The 17,784-nt window shown below is 62.9% G+C and carries 16 protein-coding genes; 12 read left to right on the top strand and 4 right to left on the bottom strand.

Features of this window, described 5'->3' with window-relative positions:
* Nucleotides 1-70: 70 nt before the first annotated feature.
* From ACODS0_RS20710 to ACODS0_RS20690, 5 genes are read left to right on the top strand one after another with little or no spacing between them, the layout of a single operon-like run.
* Nucleotides 71-907, top strand: coding sequence for a GNAT family N-acetyltransferase (locus ACODS0_RS20710; RefSeq protein ID WP_488836877.1), 837 nt, complete (start codon nt 71-73; stop codon nt 905-907).
* Nucleotides 907-1,776 (top strand): UDP-2,3-diacylglucosamine diphosphatase, encoded by an 870-nt coding sequence (locus ACODS0_RS20705; RefSeq protein WP_121505982.1) that lies wholly within the window; start codon nt 907-909, stop codon nt 1,774-1,776. Before ACODS0_RS20710 ends, ACODS0_RS20705 begins: the two co-directional genes overlap by 1 nt.
* Nucleotides 1,773-2,861: a glycosyltransferase family 4 protein gene (locus ACODS0_RS20700; RefSeq protein ID WP_121505983.1), complete on the top strand. Its 1,089-nt coding sequence runs from the start codon at nt 1,773-1,775 to the stop codon at nt 2,859-2,861. The genes ACODS0_RS20705 and ACODS0_RS20700 overlap by 4 nt, the downstream gene beginning before the upstream one ends.
* A 39-nt stretch (nt 2,862-2,900) precedes the next feature.
* Nucleotides 2,901-5,069, top strand: coding sequence for a polyphosphate kinase 1 (ppk1, locus tag ACODS0_RS20695; RefSeq protein WP_255577712.1), 2,169 nt, complete (start codon nt 2,901-2,903; stop codon nt 5,067-5,069).
* Nucleotides 5,066-5,533, top strand: a complete 468-nt coding sequence (locus tag ACODS0_RS20690) for a SixA phosphatase family protein (RefSeq protein ID WP_488836874.1) — start codon at nt 5,066-5,068, stop codon at nt 5,531-5,533. The genes ppk1 and ACODS0_RS20690 overlap by 4 nt, the downstream gene beginning before the upstream one ends.
* Before the next feature lie 39 nt (nt 5,534-5,572).
* On the opposite strand, the gene ACODS0_RS20685 is transcribed toward ACODS0_RS20690, so the two are convergent.
* The gene (locus tag ACODS0_RS20685) at nt 5,573-6,106 is read right to left on the bottom strand and encodes a hypothetical protein (RefSeq protein WP_488836872.1); all 534 of its coding nucleotides are present in this window, start codon (nt 6,104-6,106) and stop codon (nt 5,573-5,575) included.
* Between the two features lie 58 nt (nt 6,107-6,164).
* Entirely contained in the window at nt 6,165-7,643 is a 1,479-nt protein-coding gene (locus tag ACODS0_RS20680) for a Ppx/GppA phosphatase family protein (RefSeq protein WP_228897759.1), read from the bottom strand.
* 286 nt (nt 7,644-7,929) lie between these two features.
* Between ACODS0_RS20680 and pstS the strand changes: the two genes are divergently transcribed.
* From pstS to phoR, 7 genes are all read left to right on the top strand, one after another.
* A complete protein-coding gene (pstS, locus tag ACODS0_RS20675) occupies nt 7,930-8,952 on the top strand; it encodes a phosphate ABC transporter substrate-binding protein PstS (protein ID WP_121420530.1) in 1,023 nt (340 codons plus the stop codon).
* Between the two features lie 111 nt (nt 8,953-9,063).
* Entirely contained in the window at nt 9,064-10,053 is a 990-nt protein-coding gene (gene pstC / locus ACODS0_RS20670; RefSeq protein WP_228897760.1) for a phosphate ABC transporter permease subunit PstC, read from the top strand.
* A gap of 42 nt (nt 10,054-10,095) precedes the next feature.
* On the top strand, nt 10,096-10,950 hold the full coding sequence (gene pstA / locus ACODS0_RS20665; protein WP_055398211.1) for a phosphate ABC transporter permease PstA: 855 nt from the start codon (nt 10,096-10,098) through the stop codon (nt 10,948-10,950).
* A 57-nt stretch (nt 10,951-11,007) separates the two neighbouring features.
* Nucleotides 11,008-11,790, top strand: coding sequence for a phosphate ABC transporter ATP-binding protein PstB (gene pstB, locus ACODS0_RS20660; RefSeq protein ID WP_055398210.1), 783 nt, complete (start codon nt 11,008-11,010; stop codon nt 11,788-11,790).
* 11 nt (nt 11,791-11,801) lie between these two features.
* Nucleotides 11,802-12,503 carry a phosphate signaling complex protein PhoU gene (gene phoU / locus ACODS0_RS20655; protein ID WP_055398209.1) on the top strand — a complete coding sequence of 234 codons (702 nt, stop codon included), beginning with the start codon at nt 11,802-11,804 and terminating at the stop codon, nt 12,501-12,503.
* Nucleotides 12,504-12,524: 21 nt separating this feature from the next.
* On the top strand, nt 12,525-13,232 hold the full coding sequence (gene phoB / locus ACODS0_RS20650; RefSeq protein WP_029412769.1) for a phosphate regulon transcriptional regulator PhoB: 708 nt from the start codon (nt 12,525-12,527) through the stop codon (nt 13,230-13,232).
* A 125-nt stretch (nt 13,233-13,357) separates the two neighbouring features.
* Entirely contained in the window at nt 13,358-14,701 is a 1,344-nt protein-coding gene (phoR, locus tag ACODS0_RS20645) for a phosphate regulon sensor histidine kinase PhoR (protein WP_055398208.1), read from the top strand.
* On the opposite strand, the gene ACODS0_RS20640 is transcribed toward phoR, so the two are convergent.
* Both ACODS0_RS20640 and ACODS0_RS20635 read right to left on the bottom strand, forming a co-directional pair.
* Nucleotides 14,655-16,022, bottom strand: coding sequence for an MATE family efflux transporter (locus tag ACODS0_RS20640; RefSeq protein WP_488836867.1), 1,368 nt, complete (start codon nt 16,020-16,022; stop codon nt 14,655-14,657). The two genes, phoR and ACODS0_RS20640, sit on opposite strands and share 47 nt — an antisense overlap.
* Before the next feature lie 21 nt (nt 16,023-16,043).
* Nucleotides 16,044-17,744, bottom strand: coding sequence for a hypothetical protein (locus tag ACODS0_RS20635; protein WP_055398206.1), 1,701 nt, complete (start codon nt 17,742-17,744; stop codon nt 16,044-16,046).
* Between the last annotated feature and the right edge of the window lie 40 nt (nt 17,745-17,784).

The following is a 17,784-nucleotide window of genomic DNA, read 5'->3' as shown; positions in this document are numbered from 1 at the left end:
GGAAAAAAGATTCCCGGCCATGGTTGGTGCCTTCAGCCCAACCCATCCTCATGCAAGGAGATGTTGCACCATGAATGAACTGCCCACCTTGACACCACCGCTGTCTGCCGAAGTTGCTTCCCCGAGAGTGCTTCAAGGGGTGGGCGCTTTGACGGGTGCTGCGCATCCGATGCCGGAACGCGGCGCTATTCAGGTGGCCTGGGCGCGCCATGAAGATGAAGTGCGCCAGGCGCAGCGGCTGCGGTTCGACGTGTTTGCGGCGGAAATGGGCGCTCGATTGACGACCCCCATTGCGGGCCATGACGTGGACCTTTTTGACGATTACTGCGAGCACCTGTTGGTGCGCGATGTCCAGAGCCAGCAAGTCATTGGGACTTACAGGGTGCTCACTCCGGCCCAGGCCCGGCGCGTCGGCGGTACCTACAGCGATACCGAGTTTGACCTGACGCGGCTGCGCTCGCTGCGCCCCCGCATGGTGGAATTGGGGCGCAGCTGTGTGCACCCCGACCACCGCCACGGCGGCGTGATCATGGCTTTGTGGAGCGCGCTGGCGGACTTTATGGTGCGCAACCAGTTGGACACGATGATCGGTTGCGCAAGCATCCCCATGCTTCACAACGGCGTTGTCAGCGGCGATGCGGCCGCCAGCATCTGGCAGCAGGTGCGAAAGACACACCTTGTCCCCATCGAATACCACGTGCTTCCCCGTTTGCCCTTGCCAGTGGAGCAACTCGACGGATCCATCACGGTGGAGCCACCGGCGCTGATCAAAGGCTACCTGCGGCTCGGGGCCCGCGTGCTGGGCGCGCCGGCTTGGGATCCAGACTTCAACACGGCAGACTTGCCGATGCTGATGCGCCTGGCGGACCTGCATCCTCGCTATCGCAAGCATTTTCTGGGGGCCTGATGCGCGCCGCGTTCGATGCCCTGGGACCCTGGATGGAGCCATCCATAGGCCACGAGGACGCGGCCGAAGACGCACATGCCTCAGCCGCCGGCCATCGTCGGTACCGCGCGGTCTTTATTTCTGATCTGCATCTGGGCACGCCGGGTTGCCAGGCGGTTGCGCTGCTGGACTTTCTCAAGCACCACCCCAGCGATCACCTCTACCTTGTGGGCGACATCGTCGATGGCTGGCAACTGCGCCGCAAGTGGTTCTGGCCACAAGCCCACAACGATGTGGTGCAAAAGCTGCTGCGCCGTGCGCGCAAGGGGTGCCGGGTGGTGTTTGTGCCGGGCAACCATGACGAATTTGCCCGCGCGTTCGTAGGCCACTCGTTTGGAGGCATCGAGGTGCGGGCCGATGCGGTGCACACCACGGCGGATGGCCGCAGCCTCTGGGTCACGCACGGCGACCATTTTGATGGAGTCATCCAGTGCGCCAAGTGGCTGGCGTATCTGGGCGACAACCTTTATGAATTCACGCTCAAGCTCAACCGGTACCTCAACACATTGCGCGCCCGCATGGGCCTGCCCTACTGGTCTTTGTCGGCTTACCTGAAAGGCAAGGTCAAAAAGGCCCTGAACTACGTCACCGACTTTGAAGTGGCTGTTGCGGCTGAAGCACGCCGCAGGGGGCATGACGGCGTCGTGTGCGGCCATATCCACCGTGCCGAGATGCGCGAGATCGGTGGGACGCTTTACTGCAATGACGGCGACTGGGTGGAAAGCCACACCGCCTTGGTCGAGCACATGGACGGCAGGCTGGAACTGTTGCAGTGGCCGGCTTCTCCTGTCGCCAATATTTCCCGGGCCGAGTCGGCTGCCGTTGTATGAAAATTGCCTTGTTGACAGACGCCTGGCTGCCCCAGGTCAATGGGGTGGTTACCACCTTGCTGGAACTGGTGCAGGAGCTTGAAGCGGCCGGGCACGAGGTGCAGGTGCTGCACCCCGGCCAGTTCGCAACCCGTCCGTGCCCCGGCTATCCTGGCATCGACTTGGCAGTGCGCCCGGCGAAGCGGGTGACGACGATGCTGGACGCGATGAAACCCGATGCCATTCACCTTGCCACGGAAGGGCCGTTGGGCTGGGCAGGGCGCCGCTATTGCCTGCGCAAGGGGTTGGCATTCACTACCGCTTTCCACACGCGATTTCCGGAAATACTGCATGCAGCGCTGCGCGTGCCACTGCGATGGGGGTATGCGCTGTTCAGGCACTTTCACCAGCCATCTTCGGGGGTGATGGTGCCTACGCAAGGCGTTTTGCAGATGCTGGAGCGACGGGGCTTTCGCAATCTGCGCCCATGGACCCATGGGGTGGACACACGGGCTTTTCCGTTCCACGGTGCAACCATCCAGAGCCCGCTCACGGGTGCTTTGGCGCACCCCGTCTCCTTGTATGTCGGGCGGATTTCGTACGAGAAAAACATCGAAGCTTTCCTCCAGCTGGACATACCAGGCTCCAAGGTGGTGTGCGGGGTCGGTCCACTGGAAGCTCGCCTCAAGGCCAAGTATCCGCAGGTCCGTTGGCTGGGCATCCTGGACCGTGCCGCGCTGGCGCAGGTATATGCGGCTGCGGATGTGTTTGTGTTTCCCAGCAGGTCAGAAACCTTCGGCTTGGTCATGCTGGAGGCAATGGCCTGCGGGACGCCGGTGGCCGCCTACCCTGAGGACGGCCCGATGGAGGTGCTGGGGGCGCATTCAGGTCAGCCGCCCAGAGGGGGCGTGCTGCACAACGATTTGCTCGTGGCAAGCCAGCAGGCACTGGCGATACCCCGGTCCGAAGCGCGCGCACGGGCACTCGATTTCACCTGGGCGCATGCCGCCCGGCTGTTCGAGCAGTATCTGGTTCCCGCCCAAGCGCAGGGCTCGCCTCGTGTGACTGTCACAAAATCTGTCACATCTTTGTCATCTGGGCGTTAAATACTGCTGCCATCCTGCACTAGCCGCGTTTGCGTACCCATGTTGCCTTTGCCTTCCGATGATGCTCTCGTGCATGCCAACGCCTCCCTGTCGCCGGACAGTGGCACGAGCGGAGGATCCTCACAGTCCGCCAGCGCGCCCCCTCACATGTTTCTGGACAGGGACCACAGCATCCTGGCTTTCAACGAGCGTGTTTTCGACTGGGCTGTGAGGCCGGATGTGCCGCTACTGGAACGATTGCGATATCTGTGCATCGTGTCGTCCAATCTCGACGAATTTTTTGAGGTCCGTGCTGCGCCGCACATTACCGCTGCTCAAAAAGGTGAGACCAAAGGGCTCTATTCGACGGCATCGTTCGAAGCCATGGCCGCCAAAATACACAGCCTGGTGGAGCGGCAATACGCGCTGTACAACGAGTCCCTGGTGCCTGCGTTTGCCGCGCACGGGATTCGCATCGTGGGGTATGGCGAGCGATCACCCGCCCAAAAGCGCTGGGTCCACGACTATTTTGTGAACGAGGTCCGGCCACTGCTGATTCCAGTGGGGCTGGATCCGGCCCATCCGTTTCCACAGGTGGCCAACAAATCGCTGAACTTCATTGTTCGCCTGAAGGGCCACGACGCTTTCGGCAGGGAGAACGAGATTGCCATCGTCAAGGTGCCGCGTGCGCTGCCAAGGCTGATCCGCATGCCCGCCCGCGTGGCGCCTGGGGAGGCTCTTTTCGTGAGCCTCTCCAGCATTGTTCGCGCGCATCTGGAGGATCTTTTCCCGGGGCGGGAGGTCACGGAATTCTCGCAGTTCCGCGTGACGCGCCATTCCGATTTGGCACTGGACGAAGAGGATGTGCGCAACCTGCGGACAGCCCTTCGCCAGGGCTTGCAACACCGGCACTATGGGCAGGCGGTACGGCTGGAGGTGTCCTCCGGGTGTTCGCAGTTTTTGTCGGATTTTCTGTTGGCGCAGTTTGCTTTGCCGGCTGCTGCCTTGTACCGGGTGCATGGCCCAGTGAACCTGGTGCGTTTGACGCAACTGGTGGATCTGGTGGATGCGCCGGACCTGCTCTTTCCGCCCTGGAATTCCGCGTGGCCCCGGCAGCTGCAATCCGGCGTGTCCATCCTGGAACAACTGCGCAAGCACGATGTGCTGATCCACCAGCCGTTCGAGAGTTTTGACGGGCTCCTTGCCTTTTTGCGTGAAGCCGTCAATGACCCTGATGTGCTTGTCATCAAACAGACCATCTACCGCACCGGCGCGGACTCCGAACTTATGGACCTGCTCACCGAGGCCGTACGCCGTGGCAAAGAGGTCATGGCGGTGGTGGAACTCAAGGCGCGCTTTGATGAAGAGGCCAATATCAACTGGGCCGAGGCCCTGGAGTCGATTGGCGCCCAAGTGGTCTACGGCGTAGTGGGTCTCAAGACGCACGCCAAGATGCTGCTGGTTACGCGCAGGGAAGGGCGAAAACTGCGGCGCTACGGGCACCTATCCACGGGCAACTACAACGTACGTACTGCACGGCTGTATACCGATCTGAGCTACCTTACGGCCGATGAAGAAACCACCGCCGACATGGACGGGGTGTTCAATCACCTTGCGAGCCAGAACCGCCCGCCCAAGCTGCGCAAGCTGATGCTGGCTCCGTTCCATCTGCACCGGCGAATGCTGGAGAAAATCGAACAAGTGGGTCTGGCGGCCAGCCGGGGAGAGGATGCGCGGATCGTGGCCAAGATGAATGCCCTGACCGACGAGGCCCTGATGCGTGCTCTGATCGTGGCCGGCCAGCGCGGTGCGCGCATTGATCTTATCGTGCGGGGAGCTTGCATGCTGGCAGCCCAGGTGCCCGGGGTGACCGACAACATCCGTGTACGGTCGGTGATCGGCCGCTTCCTGGAGCACACACGTGTCTTCTACTTCCGCAGCGGGGGGGAGGAAGATCTGTACCTTTCCAGCGCCGACTGGATGAACCGCAACATGATGCGGCGTGTGGAGTTGGCCTGGCCTGTGACAGACCCGCGCCTGCGGCAGCAGATCGTGGACGAGTGCCTGGTCGCCTATTTGCATGACGACCGGGATGCATGGACGCTGAACGCTGACGGCTCCTACAGCCGAGCCCCCCGTCCGCAGGATGGGTTGGGCGCCCAGAACGCTTTAATGGTTCGCTACGGTCCAGCCCCGTCGGGGACGCGCATGGACCAGGGGGCGGCATGATGGACCTCATCCTGTGGCGCCATGCGGAGGCAGAGGAGCTCGCAGAGGCGGGCGGCGATGATCTGGCGAGGGCCTTGACGTCGCGCGGGGAAAAGCAGGCAGCGCGCATGGCGGCCTGGCTGGACCGGCAATTGCCCGAGGGCTTGCGCGTGCTTGCCAGTCCGGCCCGGCGCACCGAGCAAACGGCCAACGCCCTGGGGCGCAAGTTCAAGATGCGCGCCGAGCTGTTACCTGGTGGAACGCCGCAAGATCTGCTGGACCTTGTGCAGTGGCCGCGCGCCAAGGGGACGGTGCTGGTTGTGGGCCATCAACCCATGCTGGGCCAGACCATTGCGCAGCTGATGGGGCTGCAGGCTTCGGAATGCGCTGTGCGCAAGGGAGCTGTCTGGTGGTTGAGGCAGCGGCAGCGGCTGGACCAGAGCCAGACCTTGTTGATCACCGTCCAGTCCCCCGAGTTTCTTTGAGACCTGTTGTGCCGAGGGGATGCCTCGGTACAGCTGGGGCTACTTGCGCGAGGCTTTGGTCGACGTTTTGGTGGCGGGCGCCGGAACCGCAGGCGCGGCTTCCGCCTTGGGGCGACCTGTCTTGATGGAAGGTACTGCCTGTACCGCGCTGCGCAGGGCGGCGTCAGACATGGCGGCCAGGACCTTCAAGCCCGCGCGCAACAGCTCGCTTTTCTTCACGGGCTGGGCGAGAGCAGCCGAGCGCTGCTTCAGGGTTTCTATGACTGCGTATTCATCTTTGGGAATAGTGAAACTGTCGCGCACCAGCTTGGGCTTCTTGGCCTTGGTATCCCGGGCGGCGGCTGGCGCGGCGGGGGCCTTGGTCAATTTCGGTGGCACTTGCGTGGCGGTGGACGCCTTTTTCTTGGAAGCCAAGGCAGGCTTTGTGACTGCTTTTTGGGGCTGCTTGGCGACCGCAGCCGTTTTGGCGGGAGCCTTGGTGGCCGCCGCAGCCGGCTTGACCGACTTTGCCACTGTGGTGGGGGCGGGGCTGGGCGAGGGGGCTGCGGGCAGGGCGGGGCTTGAAGTGGTCATGGCAAAAAAACGCTTTCAATAAACGGTATAAACAGTTTATATAGTTTATTGCCAATGCTCAGGGAAGGTCAACCACCAGTTCCCAAGGGGTCTTCTGCCATGCCTGGATTTCTTCGCGCAGCAGGTGTGCAGATTGTGGAAACGCCGTAGCCCAGCCAGCGCGGGCTTTCAGAATGAAACGGTGGCCTTGAGTCTGCAGTGACAAGCCCTGGGTGTCGGGGTCGCGGCGGGCGTGGCACAGTGCCACAGCCAGCCGCATGCTCAGCAGTTGAAGCACGAAGACGGGGTCTTGCAGGTCCGCTTCCAGCTTGCGGACCTTGCCGCGCTGACCTTGAACCAAGATGCCCAAGCGGTGCAGTTCAGGGACTGCAAATCCGGCTGCGTCGGTGTTGTCGAGGATGTAGGCGCCATGGCGGTGGGAATCGCTATGGGATATCAGGCAACCAATTTCGTGAAGCCGGGCCGCCCAGTCGAGCTTGCGCGATGCTCGCTCACTTCCAAAAGGCGTAGCCTGGTCAAACAGCGTACAGGCCGTGCGCGCAACTCGTTCCGCGTGCTCCATGTCCACGCCAAACCGCTGCATCAGGCCGTTCACGGTGGCGGTGCGCAGATCGGTTCCGGGTTGTTCGCGGTCCAGTAGATCGTAGAGTGCGCCTTGGCGCAAGGCGCCCTGGGCCACCTGCATCTGCTCGATGTCCAGCAGATCAAACACGGCGCGCAGTACGCTGATCCCTCCGCCAATGACGGCGCGCCGTTCTTCCTTGAGGCCTTCCAGGCGGATGCGATCCGCAGATTGGGCGCGCAGCAGGCGTTCCTGCAGCCAGTTGAGGCCCTCGCGGGTGATGACGCCTTGGGGGCCGCCCGCAGCTGCAAGCACGTCGCCAACGGCGCCAGCTGTGCCGGATGATCCGTAGGCCACCTCCCAGGCATCTGGCTGGAAGGTTTCCAGCGCTTCGTCCAGCACGGCCTTGGCTGCAATTTCGGCAGCAAGGAACGCCTGCGTGGTGAACTCGCCATTGGCAAAGTAGCGCTGCGACCACGCTACGCTGCCCACGCGGTACGAGGCCACGGCGTGGGGCGTGAATTGCTGGCCCAAAATGAGTTCGGTGGACCGCCCCCCGATGTCCACCACCAGGCGGCGCTCGTCGGACTGCGGGAGCAGGCGGGCGACGCCCTGGTAGATCAGCCTCGCTTCTTCGGGGCCGGAGACGACGTCGATGGGATAGCCAAGCACTTCGCTCCCGCGTGACAGAAACTCTTCCCGGTTGCGTGCTTCGCGCAGGGTCTGGGTGGCCACGGCGCGAACCTGCGAGCGCGGAAATCCAGCCAAGCGCTCTCCAAATCGCGCCAGGCAGGCCCAGCCGCGCTCCATGGCGTCTCGGGTCAGATTGCGGTCTTCGTCCAGGCCATTGCCCTGGCGCACGGTCTCCTTGAGGTATTCCACCCTCTGGATATGACCGAACTCATAACGCCCGATTTCGAGGCGAAAACTGTTGGAGCCGAGGTCGACTGCGGCGAGGCGTGTGCCGTTCTGCATGTTTTTCTGATTGGAGCTTCGTTCGGCATGGTACCGCGAGCGTTGGGTGCGCCCGCGCAAAGCGCATCGCCACCAGGACGGCGGGAGGGCTGGTCGTGAGACTGTGATCTTCGCCAGTGTCTGCGGCTTGTATGACAAATCAATGACGACGTTACTGGTGTTGGACGGGGGTGGAATGCCTGTGTTGCAGTTGCTGGGATGGGGGAGGGGTGTGTCACTGAATTGTCATCTTGGAGCCCTAGAGTTCAGCCTGTTCCTGTCAACCCTAGCCAAAAGGTACTGAATAATGAAACGCACATTTCTCAAAACCGTCGCTGTAGCACTGGCCTCCATGGCTGTAGGCAGTGCTTTTGCGGCGGACATCACCGGCGCTGGCGCAACCTTCCCGTTCCCCATGTACGCCAAATGGGCTGAAGCCTACAAAAAGGAAACGGGCACGGGGCTGAACTATCAGTCCATCGGCTCTTCCGGCGGCATCCGCCAGATTCGTGCCAAGACCGTGGCCTTTGGTGCATCCGATGCGCCAGTTTCCGGTGCTGATCTGGAGAAGGACGGCATGGTGCAGTTCCCTGCAATCATTGGTGGCACGGTGCCGGTGGTGAACCTCGAAGGCTTCAAGCCCGGCGAACTGCGCGTGACTGGCCCTGTGCTGGCAGAAATCTTCCTGGGCAAGATCGCCAAGTGGAATGACGCGAAGCTGGCCGCACTGAACCCGGGCAAGACCTTGCCGGACCAAAACATCACCGTGGTTCACCGCGCTGATGGTTCGGGCACCACGTTCAACTGGACCGACTACCTGTCTGCTGTCAGCAAGGAATGGGCAGACTCCGTGGGCAAGGGCGCTGCCGTGAAGTGGCCTGCTGCGTCGTCGGTGGGTGGCAAGGGCAATGAAGGCGTGGCCGCCAACGTGACCCGCGTGAAGGGCGCTGTAGGTTATGTGGAATACGCCTACGTCAAGAAGAACAACATGAACTTCCTGCAGCTCCAAAACGCTGACGGCAAGTACGTAAGCCCTGATGACAAGACCTTTGCCGCAGCCGCAGCCAGCGCTGATTGGTTCAGCGTTCCTGGCATGGGCATCTCGATGGTCAATGCCAAGGGTGCAGAAAGCTGGCCTGTCAGCACCGCATCGTTCATCCTGATGTACAAGGACCCTGCGGACAAGGCGCAGTCGGCTGAAGTTCTGAAGTTCTTTGATTGGGCGTTCAAGAATGGCAAAGGCATGGCCACGGAGCTGGACTATGTGCCGCTGCCTGACAGCCTGACCGCCGAGATCCGTTCCAAAGTCTGGTCGCAGATCAAGAAGTAAGTCAGTCTGCCCCAGAATACCCCCCATCGGCCGCCTTGGCTGGCCGATGGGTGCTGGTTTGTGGGGATCTCCAGAAGCCAGATGGGAGTCAACATGAGCGTGGGAACCACCATGAGTTCGCAACCCGGGTCCGCCAAAAAGACGGACGCCCCTACGGAGTCGATGGTATCGATTGCCAGGCGGCAGCGTCTTCAGGACATCTTTTTTCATCGGTTGACCCAAAGTCTTTCGCTGCTGGTGCTGGCGGCGCTGCTGGGGATCATCGTCTCTCTGTTCATCTACGCTTGGCCGACGTTCCATAAGTTCGGTGTCCAGTTCATCTGGCGCGTGGAATGGGACATCATCAATGAAGAGTTCGGTGCTGCGATTGCCATCGTCGGCACCCTGGCCAGTGCTGGCATTGCGCTGCTGATTGCGGTGCCTCTGGCTTTTGGCATTGCCCTTTTTCTGACGGAAACCTGCCCGGTCTGGCTGAGGCGCCCCCTGGGCACCGCAGTGGAGCTGTTGGCGGCCGTTCCCTCGATCATCTACGGCATGTTCGGTTTGTTCGTCTTTGCCCCGCTGTTTGCCGATTACTTCCAGATGCCGGTGCAAAAGCTGCTGGGCTCCATGCCGCTGGTGGGCTTTCTGTTTGGCGGCAGCACCAACGGCTTTGGCATCCTGGCGGCCGGTATCGTGCTCGCGTTCATGGTGCTGCCGTTTGTGGCGGCGGTGATGCGCGATGTGTTCGAGATTGTTCCGCCCATCCTGCGCGAGTCTGCCTATGGCCTGGGCTGCACGACCTGGGAAGTGGTGCGCCGCGTGGTGCTGCCTTACACCCAGAAGGGCGTTATAGGCGGAATCATGCTGGGCCTGGGCCGCGCTCTGGGGGAGACCATGGCTGTGACCTTTGTGATCGGCAACGCCAACCGCATGCCGACATCCCTCTTTTCGCCGGGAACCTCGATTGCCTCTACGCTGGCCAACGAGTTCGGCGAGGCGGCTGACTTCCATCTTTCCACGTTGTTCGCGCTGGGTTTCCTGCTGTTCGTGATCACCTTCGTGGTGCTTTCGGCCGCCAAGATCCTGATGCTGCGTGCTGAAAAGGCCAAGGGCCTTTGAGTCCTCACGCCCTGACCATGAACCTCTTTTGAGACAAGCTCCATGGAATTCAACCAACAACTCTACAAAAAGCGCCAGCGCTCCAACGCCATCGGGCTAACCCTTTCCCTGGGGGCGATGGTGCTGGGTCTGTTCGTGCTGCTCTGGATCCTGAGCGTGCTGCTGTCCAACGGCTTTGCTGCGCTGGACTGGAACATGTTCACCCAGTCCACGCCGGCACCCGGATCGGAAGGCGGCGGGCTGGCCAATGCCATCGTCGGTAGCCTCATGATGGTGGGTTTTACCGTGCTGGTATCCACACCAATTGGTGTACTGGCTGGCGTCTACCTGGCGGAATACGGCGACCAGAGCAAGACGGCCGAACTCACCCGCTTTGTGACCGACATCATGTTGTCCGCGCCCTCCATCGTGTTGGGCCTGTTCGTCTATGCCATTGCCGTGGCTACGGTCGGCAACTTCTCAGGTTGGGCCGGTAGCCTGGCCTTGTCGCTGATCGCCGTACCGGTGGTGGTCCGTACCACCGAGAACATGCTGCGCCTGGTGCCCGGCAGTCTGCGCGAGGCTGCTTTTGCACTGGGTGCACCACGCTGGAAAGTGTCCACCATGGTCACCCTGCGTGCTGCGCGCAGTGGGGTGATGACGGGCTTGCTGCTGGCTGTGGCCCGCATCAGTGGCGAGACTGCGCCGCTGTTGTTCACGGCGCTCAACAACCAGTTCTTCAGCACCAACATGAATGCCCCCATGGCCAACCTGCCGGTGGTGATCTTCCAGTTTGCCCTGAGCCCTTACGAAAACTGGGTGCGCCTGGCCTGGGGTGGGGCTTTGCTCATCACGTTGTCGGTGCTGATCCTCAACATCGTGGCGCGGGTTTTCCTGCGCGAGAAGAGCAGAGCCTGACCTGTCGGCCCATTACGCAGACACCACCCAGACAGCCTCCATTTTCAGGATTTGACAATGAACGCCACCGCTACCGTCACCCCCAGCAAGAATGCGCTGGAACTTCGCAACCTCAGCTTCTTCTATGGCAAGTTTCAGGGGCTGCGCAACGTCAGCCTCAACATTGCCGAGCACAAGGTGACTGCTTTCATTGGCCCCTCGGGCTGTGGCAAGTCCACCCTGCTGCGGACTTTGAATCGCATGTACAGCCTGTACCCGGGCCAGCGTGCCGAAGGCACCATCAACTTCTACGGCCAGGACATCCTGGACCCCAAGCAGGACATCAACCTGCTGCGCGCCCGCATCGGCATGGTGTTCCAGAAACCCACGCCGTTTCCCATGTCCATCTACGACAACATCGCCTTCGGTGTGAAGCTCTACGAAAGCCTGAGCAAAAGCGAGATGGACGACCGCGTGGAATGGGCGCTCTCCAAGGCCGCCTTGTGGACCGAGGTGAAGGACAAGCTGCACCAAAGCGGTTTGTCGCTCTCCGGCGGACAGCAGCAGCGCCTGTGCATTGCACGCAGCGTGGCGGTCAAGCCTTCTGTGCTGCTGCTTGACGAACCCACCTCGGCGCTGGACCCGCTGTCCACTGCCAAGATCGAAGAGCTGATCGACGAACTCAAGCACGACTACACGATTGCCATCGTGACGCACAACATGCAGCAGGCTGCCCGCTGCAGCGACTACACGGCCTACATGTACCTGGGCGAAATGATCGAGTTCGGTGCCACGGAGCAGATCTTCTTCAAGCCCGAGCGCAAGGAAACCGAAGACTACATCACCGGCCGTTTCGGCTAAGGAGACAGCAGATGCCCGATAAACACCTTTCGTCCCAGTTCGACAGCGAACTCAACAGCGTCTCCGCCCGTGTGATGGAGATGGGTGGCCTGGTGGAATCGCAGATTCGCCAGGCGGTATACGCCCTGTCGCAGTTCAGCCTGGAGGCCGTGGAGACCGTGGCCTCGATGGAAACCCGTATCAATGCGATGGAAGTCGAGATCGACCAGGAGCTGTCGTCCATCATCGCCCGCCGTCAGCCGACGGCGCGCGACCTGCGCCTGCTGCTGGCCTTCTCCAAGGCAACAGCCAACCTCGAACGCATGGGTGATGAGGCCAACAAGATGGCCCGTATGGTGCGCTCCATCATCGAGAGTGGTGCACCGCGCTCGCTGCCGTCGAGCGACCTGCGCACGGCAGCCGAGCTGGCGTCGGGCCTGCTGCGCAAGACGCTGGATGCTTTTGCGCGCCTGGACGTCAAGGCGGCGGTGGCCATCCTCAAGGAAGACGACCTGATCGACAAGGAATTCGATGGATTCGTGCGCAAGCTCATCACCTACATGATGGAAGACCCGCGCACCATCTCCCCCAGCCTGGACCTGCTGTTCCTGGCCAAGGCGATTGAGCGCATCGGCGACCATTCCAAGAACGTGGCTGAGTTGATCATCTATCTGGTCAAGGGCAAGGATGTGCGCCACACTGCCCTCGATGAGATCGAGTCAGCCGTTCTGTAAAAAAAGAGCTTTGGCAAAACTATGAGAAAGCTCCCACGCGTCCTCATCGTTGAGGACGAACCTGCGATTGCCGAGTTGATTGCAGTCAATCTACGCCACAACGGATTCCAGCCCTTTTGGGCGGAAGATGGTGACTCGGCCCAGCGCGAGCTGGATGCCGTGCTGCCGGATGTCATCCTGCTCGACTGGATGCTGCCGGGGCAAAGCGGCTTGTCGCTGGCACGCAAGTGGCGTGCGGACAGCCGCACCAAGCCGATCCCTATCCTGATGTTGACGGCCCGGGGCGATGAACCCGACAAGATCGCCGGGCTCGATGCGGGTGCCGACGACTACATCACCAAGCCGTTCTCCACGCAGGAGCTGCTGGCGCGGATCCGCGCCGTGTTGCGCCGTCGTGCTCCCGAGCAGGTCAGCGACAGCGTGACCATTGGCGAGCTGGTGCTCGATGCCGGCACCTACCGCGTGACCTTCCAGGGGCAGCCGCTCAAGGTGGGCCCCACCGAGTTCAAGCTGCTGCATTTCCTCATGAAACACGCTGAACGTGTGCACAGCCGCTCGCAGTTGCTCGACAAGGTGTGGGGTGACCATGTTTTCATCGAGGAGCGCACAGTGGATGTGCACGTCAAGCGGCTGCGCGAAGCCCTGGGCGCCGCCTCCGTGATGGTGGAAACCGTGCGTGGCGCGGGCTACCGGCTCACCGCTCAGCCCCAGGTGCAGTTGCAGGCCTGAGATGCTGAGAGTCTGGTCATGATCTCCAGCGAGAGTGTGAACAGGTGCTGAGGGCGCGGGCCTGATGTTGTCGATGGGGCGCACAGGATGCGCCCCTGTTTTTCTGAGAAGGCGTTGCTGACCGCATGCTGTGGCGTATTTCGTATTTCCTGCTCTGGCAGATAGCGGGTGGCGGGCTGGGATGGTGGCAGGGTGGTCCCTGGGGCGCAGCCCTGGGCGCCGCCCTGGCGGCGTGGGCCTGGTTTGTCTGGGATCTGCTGCGTGGCGCGCGTGTGCTGCGCTGGCTGCGCACGGGTGACCTGTCCGAAGTCCCGGCCATGCGCGGTATCTGGGGTGAGGCGGCAGACCGTGCGCGGCGCCTTTTGCGCAGGCAGGAGACCCAGATCCGCGACAGCCAGGACCGGCTGCAGGAGATCCTGGCCGCGCTGCAGGCCACGCCCAATGGGGTGGTGCTGCTGGATGCGCAAGGCCGCATCGAGTGGTGCAACCAGATGGCCGCCAGCCAGTTCGGCTTTGACGCCCAGCGCGATGTGATGCAGTCGATCGGCAACCTGGTGCGCGATCCCGAGTTCACGGCCTACTATGCCGCCCAGGATTTCAGCCACGATGTGGTGCTGGAGGGGCGCTTCAGCACGCCATCGCGGCCGGTGCGCATCTCGGTGCATCTGCACCCCTATGGCGACGGGCGCACCCTGCTGCTGTCGCGCGATGTCACGGCGCTGGAGCAGGCCGAGGCCATGCGGCGCGACTTCGTGGCGAACGTGTCCCATGAGATCCGCACGCCCCTGACGGTGCTGACCGGTTTTGTCGAAACGCTGCAGACCTTGCCCCTGAGTGCCGACGAGCGCTCGCGCTACCTGGGCATGATGGCCCAGCAGGCGCTGCGCATGCAAAGTGTGGTGCAAGACCTTTTGACCCTGTCGCGCCTGGAGGGCAGTCCGCCACCGGGCATGGCGGAGTGGACGCCCGTGCAGGCGCTCATGCAGCGGTGCGAGGAGGAGGGGCGTGCGCTGTCGGCCGTGCTCTCGCAAAACCAGCCGCGCCAGCATGTCATGGTGTTTCCGTCGAAGGACGCGTTGCATGCTGAGGGCGACATTGCAGGCGTGCCCACCGAGTTGCAAAGCGCATTGTCGAACCTCATCAGCAATGCGGTGCGCTACACGCCTGCGGGTGGGGTGATCACGGTGGCGTGGCACCGCATGGAAGATGGCTGCGCAGTTTTCTCGGTGCAGGACACAGGCCCAGGAATCGCACCTGAACACATTCCGCGTTTGACAGAGCGTTTTTACCGCGTGGACCGCAGCCGCTCCCGCGAGACCGGTGGCACCGGCCTGGGGCTGGCCATCGTCAAGCATGTGCTGCAGCGGCACGGTGCCACGCTGGACATTGCCAGCACCCTGGGCAAGGGCTCGGTGTTCTCGGTCACCTTCCCTGCGAACCGGTTGCGCGGGTTTTCGCTGCCGGTCTGACCGCACGCCACAGCATGGCCAGGAACAGCGCGGCAGTGAGCCACAGCGCCACCGCGCTTGCGGCCCAGAAGGGTGTGGGCGATGGCTCCGCTGCCCAAGGCCCCAGGCCCCGGTAGGCCAGCAGGTAGCCGCCCCCCAAGCCCGCACCCCACAGCAACACGCAATACACCACCAGCGGCGCCACGGTGATGCGGTAGCAGCGCAACACAAACACGCACAGCGTCTGCACTGCATCGGCTGCGTGGTACGCAGCGACCCACACGAAGACCCCGCCCGTCAGGGCCAGCACGCCGGTGTTGGTGGAGTACAAACCGCCAATGTGATTTTTTGCTATTAATAATATAGCTGCTAGCGCAATACCAATAAGCGCTGAAAGTCTAAAACCTATAAAAACCACCTTGCGCGCCCGTGCTGGATCGCCAGCGCCCAGCCAGTAGCTGACGCGGGCGCTGGTGGCGATGGCCAGCGACAGCGGCACCATGTAGAGCACAGCCGCCACATTGGCCGCGATCTGGTGCGCCGCCGATGCGGTGGTGCCCTGGCGTGCAATGAACAACGCCATCAGCGTGAACGACGTCACCTCCACCATCACAGCCAGACCGGCCGGGATGCCCAGGCGGGCAAAGCCCGCAATGGTGGGCCAGTGCGGGGGCTCCATACGGCGCCAGATGCGCAGGGGTTCATAGATGTCCTGCGTGCGCAGCAGCCAGATGGCCAGCGCAAGCATGCTGCCGTTGACCACCAGGGTGGCCCACGCGCATCCCACCACGCCTTGCGCAGGCAGCCCTGCGCCGCCAAAGGTGAACCAGATCGACAGTGGCAGCTTGATGAACAGCGAGCCCACCTGCAGCCAGGTCACCAGCTTGGGGCGGCCCAGGGCCTGGTTCAAGGTGCTGTAGATGCGAAAAAGCAGGGCCGGCGGCAGTGCCAGGGCCAGCACGGCCAGGTAACTCTCCACCTCGGTGCGCAGGGCTGGCGGCACCTCGGTCCAGCGCAGCAGGGGGGCGGGGGACAGCAGGATGGCCATGCCCACCAGTGAGGCCGCGCCGCACAGGTACAGCGACTGCCGCAGAGACCGGCCCAGGCCGTCGGTCTGCCGGGCGCCGCGCAACTCGGCCCACACCGGAAGCAGCGCCTGCAGCACGCCAATCAGCGCCACATACACGCTGATGAAGATGGCGCTGCCCACCGAGAGTGCCGCCAGCGAGGCTTCTCCATGGCGCCCGGCGACGATGGTGTCTGTCACGCCAAACGCCATCACCGCCAGTTGCCCAGCCAGCACCGTGATGGCGTGGCGCGAGATGGTCGAAAGCTCCGACATTACTCCGGCATCATTCGGGCATCAGCGTGCAGGCCCTGCACGGTGAAACACCAGGAGGTGATCGTTCTTGTCAGTGGGGCGTGGAATGGTGGCCCGGGCTTCCCAGCGCGCCACATTCACCATGCGCTCGGACGGAGGCCAGGAGGCGATGTCAGCCACCAGCCAGTCGCACTCGTCCTGCAGGCCCGCCCTCTGCAGCGATAGGCCACCGTGGTACTGCAGAGCCGCCACCTGGGCACGGTTCAACCCTACCGTCTGCACGCAGCCCGGGGATGGGCCCAGTGCGGCCATCACACTGCGAACCTGGGGGCGATAGCTGCGGGCGTAGTCCAGTAGCGGCAACCACAAAGTCATCAGCAGCAGCCAGCCCAGCGCAGCGCCGCTGGCTGGCAGCACCAGGCTCTTCCAGATGGGCGCCCGGTTGCGCGCGGCGCGCCACCACACCAGGCTGCACCAGCCCACGGTGGCCGCCAGGGCCACGACAAGCGCCAGTGCGGAAAACTGCGGCACAAAACCAGGGGCCAGCTTGGCCACATTGGCTGCAGGCTTGGCGGGAACGCCCGTTTGCATGGCAATCCAGATCACCCAGATCGCCAGCGCAGAAACGGTGAAGAACAGCAGCGTGAACCAGTCGATCAGCGCCCCCACACTGCGCCGCAGCGTGGGCAGTGCAAACGCTGCCAGTGCCGCCAGGGCCGGCAGACCGAGCAGGAGGGCCCTGTCTGCAGGTTGGGTGGTGATGGTGGCGGCAATGGAGACTGCCGAGAACCACAGCGGGAGCAGCAGGTGCCTGTGCCCCTGGCGGCTGATGATCTGCTTGCGCCAGCGCCATAGCGTCCACAGGGCCAGGGGCCAGGCGGGCCATCCAAACCACAGCAGCAGCCGCGCCAGGCTCTGCCACTCTTTGCCGCCTGAGCCGGAATCCACAATTCGCCAGCGCCAGAGATCGAGCCCCCAGGCGATCAGCGCCGCTGCCAACGTGATTGCCCCGAGGGCCAGGGCCCAGCGCAGGCGATGGTCTGTCTGGCTGCCTGGCGCATACACCACCACCACCATGCTGCCCAGTCCCAGCAATGCTGCAAGCGCCGGCGCGCCTGCCAGCGTGAGCCCCACCATGCCTGTGGCCAGCGCCACGGCAGGGGCTACGGTGCGGTGGGGCATGGCTGCAACCGCAAAAAAGATCAGCGCCGTGCAACTGAGCTGCACCAGATAGCTGGTGACCTCATGCGAGAGCTGCGCGAGGCCCAGGCAGGCAATCAGGGCCAGCAACCCGCCATCGGCAATGGCGCGGGCGTAGTCGGGTGGATTGGCTTCGCCCCCAAAGGCAAAGGCCACAGGCTGGGCGCCGGGGCTGCGGGCGAGGTAGTAGACGGCGTACCACGTGGCAATGAGGGTGATGACCAGCAGGAGTGCGAAGGGTAGGCGCACCGCCATCTCGGCAGAAACCCACTGGGGCGCTAGCTGAATTGCCCAAGCGCCCAGCCAGTACGGCAGCAGTCCTTCGGTTTCCGGGGGCATGCCGCCCAGCAGGGGGCTCAGCCAGGGCGTGTGCCCGTGGGCCAGCTCCAGCATGTAGCCAAACGCCGTGACATCCGCACTTTTCCACGGGTCGCGCCCGACGAAGCCGGGCACGACATAGGCAATACACAGCAGTACCAGTGCCCAGCGTGGCAGGGGGCTGACAGCGTTCTGGGTAACGATGGCGGGGGTCGGTGGATTCACGCGTCAGAGGGCGGCAAAGCGAAGCCACCGAGAATAAGGG

The sequence above is a fragment of the Acidovorax sp. FG60 genome, assembly GCF_057808995.1.
Note: the sequence above shows the minus strand (reverse complement) of the source record. Positions and strands in the feature narration are given on the sequence as shown.

Excerpts from the sequence above, each read along its gene's own strand:
- ACODS0_RS20710 (WP_488836877.1), top strand. The coding sequence starts at position 71 with ATGAATGAACTGCCCACCTTGACACCACCGCTGTCTGCCGAAGTTGCT.
- ACODS0_RS20705 (WP_121505982.1), top strand. The coding sequence starts at position 907 with ATGCGCGCCGCGTTCGATGCCCTGGGACCCTGGATGGAGCCATCCATA.
- ACODS0_RS20700 (WP_121505983.1), top strand. The coding sequence starts at position 1,773 with ATGAAAATTGCCTTGTTGACAGACGCCTGGCTGCCCCAGGTCAATGGG.
- ppk1 (WP_255577712.1), top strand. The coding sequence starts at position 2,901 with ATGTTGCCTTTGCCTTCCGATGATGCTCTCGTGCATGCCAACGCCTCC.
- ACODS0_RS20690 (WP_488836874.1), top strand. The coding sequence starts at position 5,066 with ATGATGGACCTCATCCTGTGGCGCCATGCGGAGGCAGAGGAGCTCGCA.
- ACODS0_RS20685 (WP_488836872.1), bottom strand. The coding sequence starts at position 6,106 with ATGACCACTTCAAGCCCCGCCCTGCCCGCAGCCCCCTCGCCCAGCCCC.
- ACODS0_RS20680 (WP_228897759.1), bottom strand. The coding sequence starts at position 7,643 with ATGCAGAACGGCACACGCCTCGCCGCAGTCGACCTCGGCTCCAACAGT.
- pstS (WP_121420530.1), top strand. The coding sequence starts at position 7,930 with ATGAAACGCACATTTCTCAAAACCGTCGCTGTAGCACTGGCCTCCATG.
- pstC (WP_228897760.1), top strand. The coding sequence starts at position 9,064 with ATGAGTTCGCAACCCGGGTCCGCCAAAAAGACGGACGCCCCTACGGAG.
- pstA (WP_055398211.1), top strand. The coding sequence starts at position 10,096 with ATGGAATTCAACCAACAACTCTACAAAAAGCGCCAGCGCTCCAACGCC.
- pstB (WP_055398210.1), top strand. The coding sequence starts at position 11,008 with ATGAACGCCACCGCTACCGTCACCCCCAGCAAGAATGCGCTGGAACTT.
- phoU (WP_055398209.1), top strand. The coding sequence starts at position 11,802 with ATGCCCGATAAACACCTTTCGTCCCAGTTCGACAGCGAACTCAACAGC.
- phoB (WP_029412769.1), top strand. The coding sequence starts at position 12,525 with ATGAGAAAGCTCCCACGCGTCCTCATCGTTGAGGACGAACCTGCGATT.
- phoR (WP_055398208.1), top strand. The coding sequence starts at position 13,358 with ATGCTGTGGCGTATTTCGTATTTCCTGCTCTGGCAGATAGCGGGTGGC.
- ACODS0_RS20640 (WP_488836867.1), bottom strand. The coding sequence starts at position 16,022 with ATGTCGGAGCTTTCGACCATCTCGCGCCACGCCATCACGGTGCTGGCT.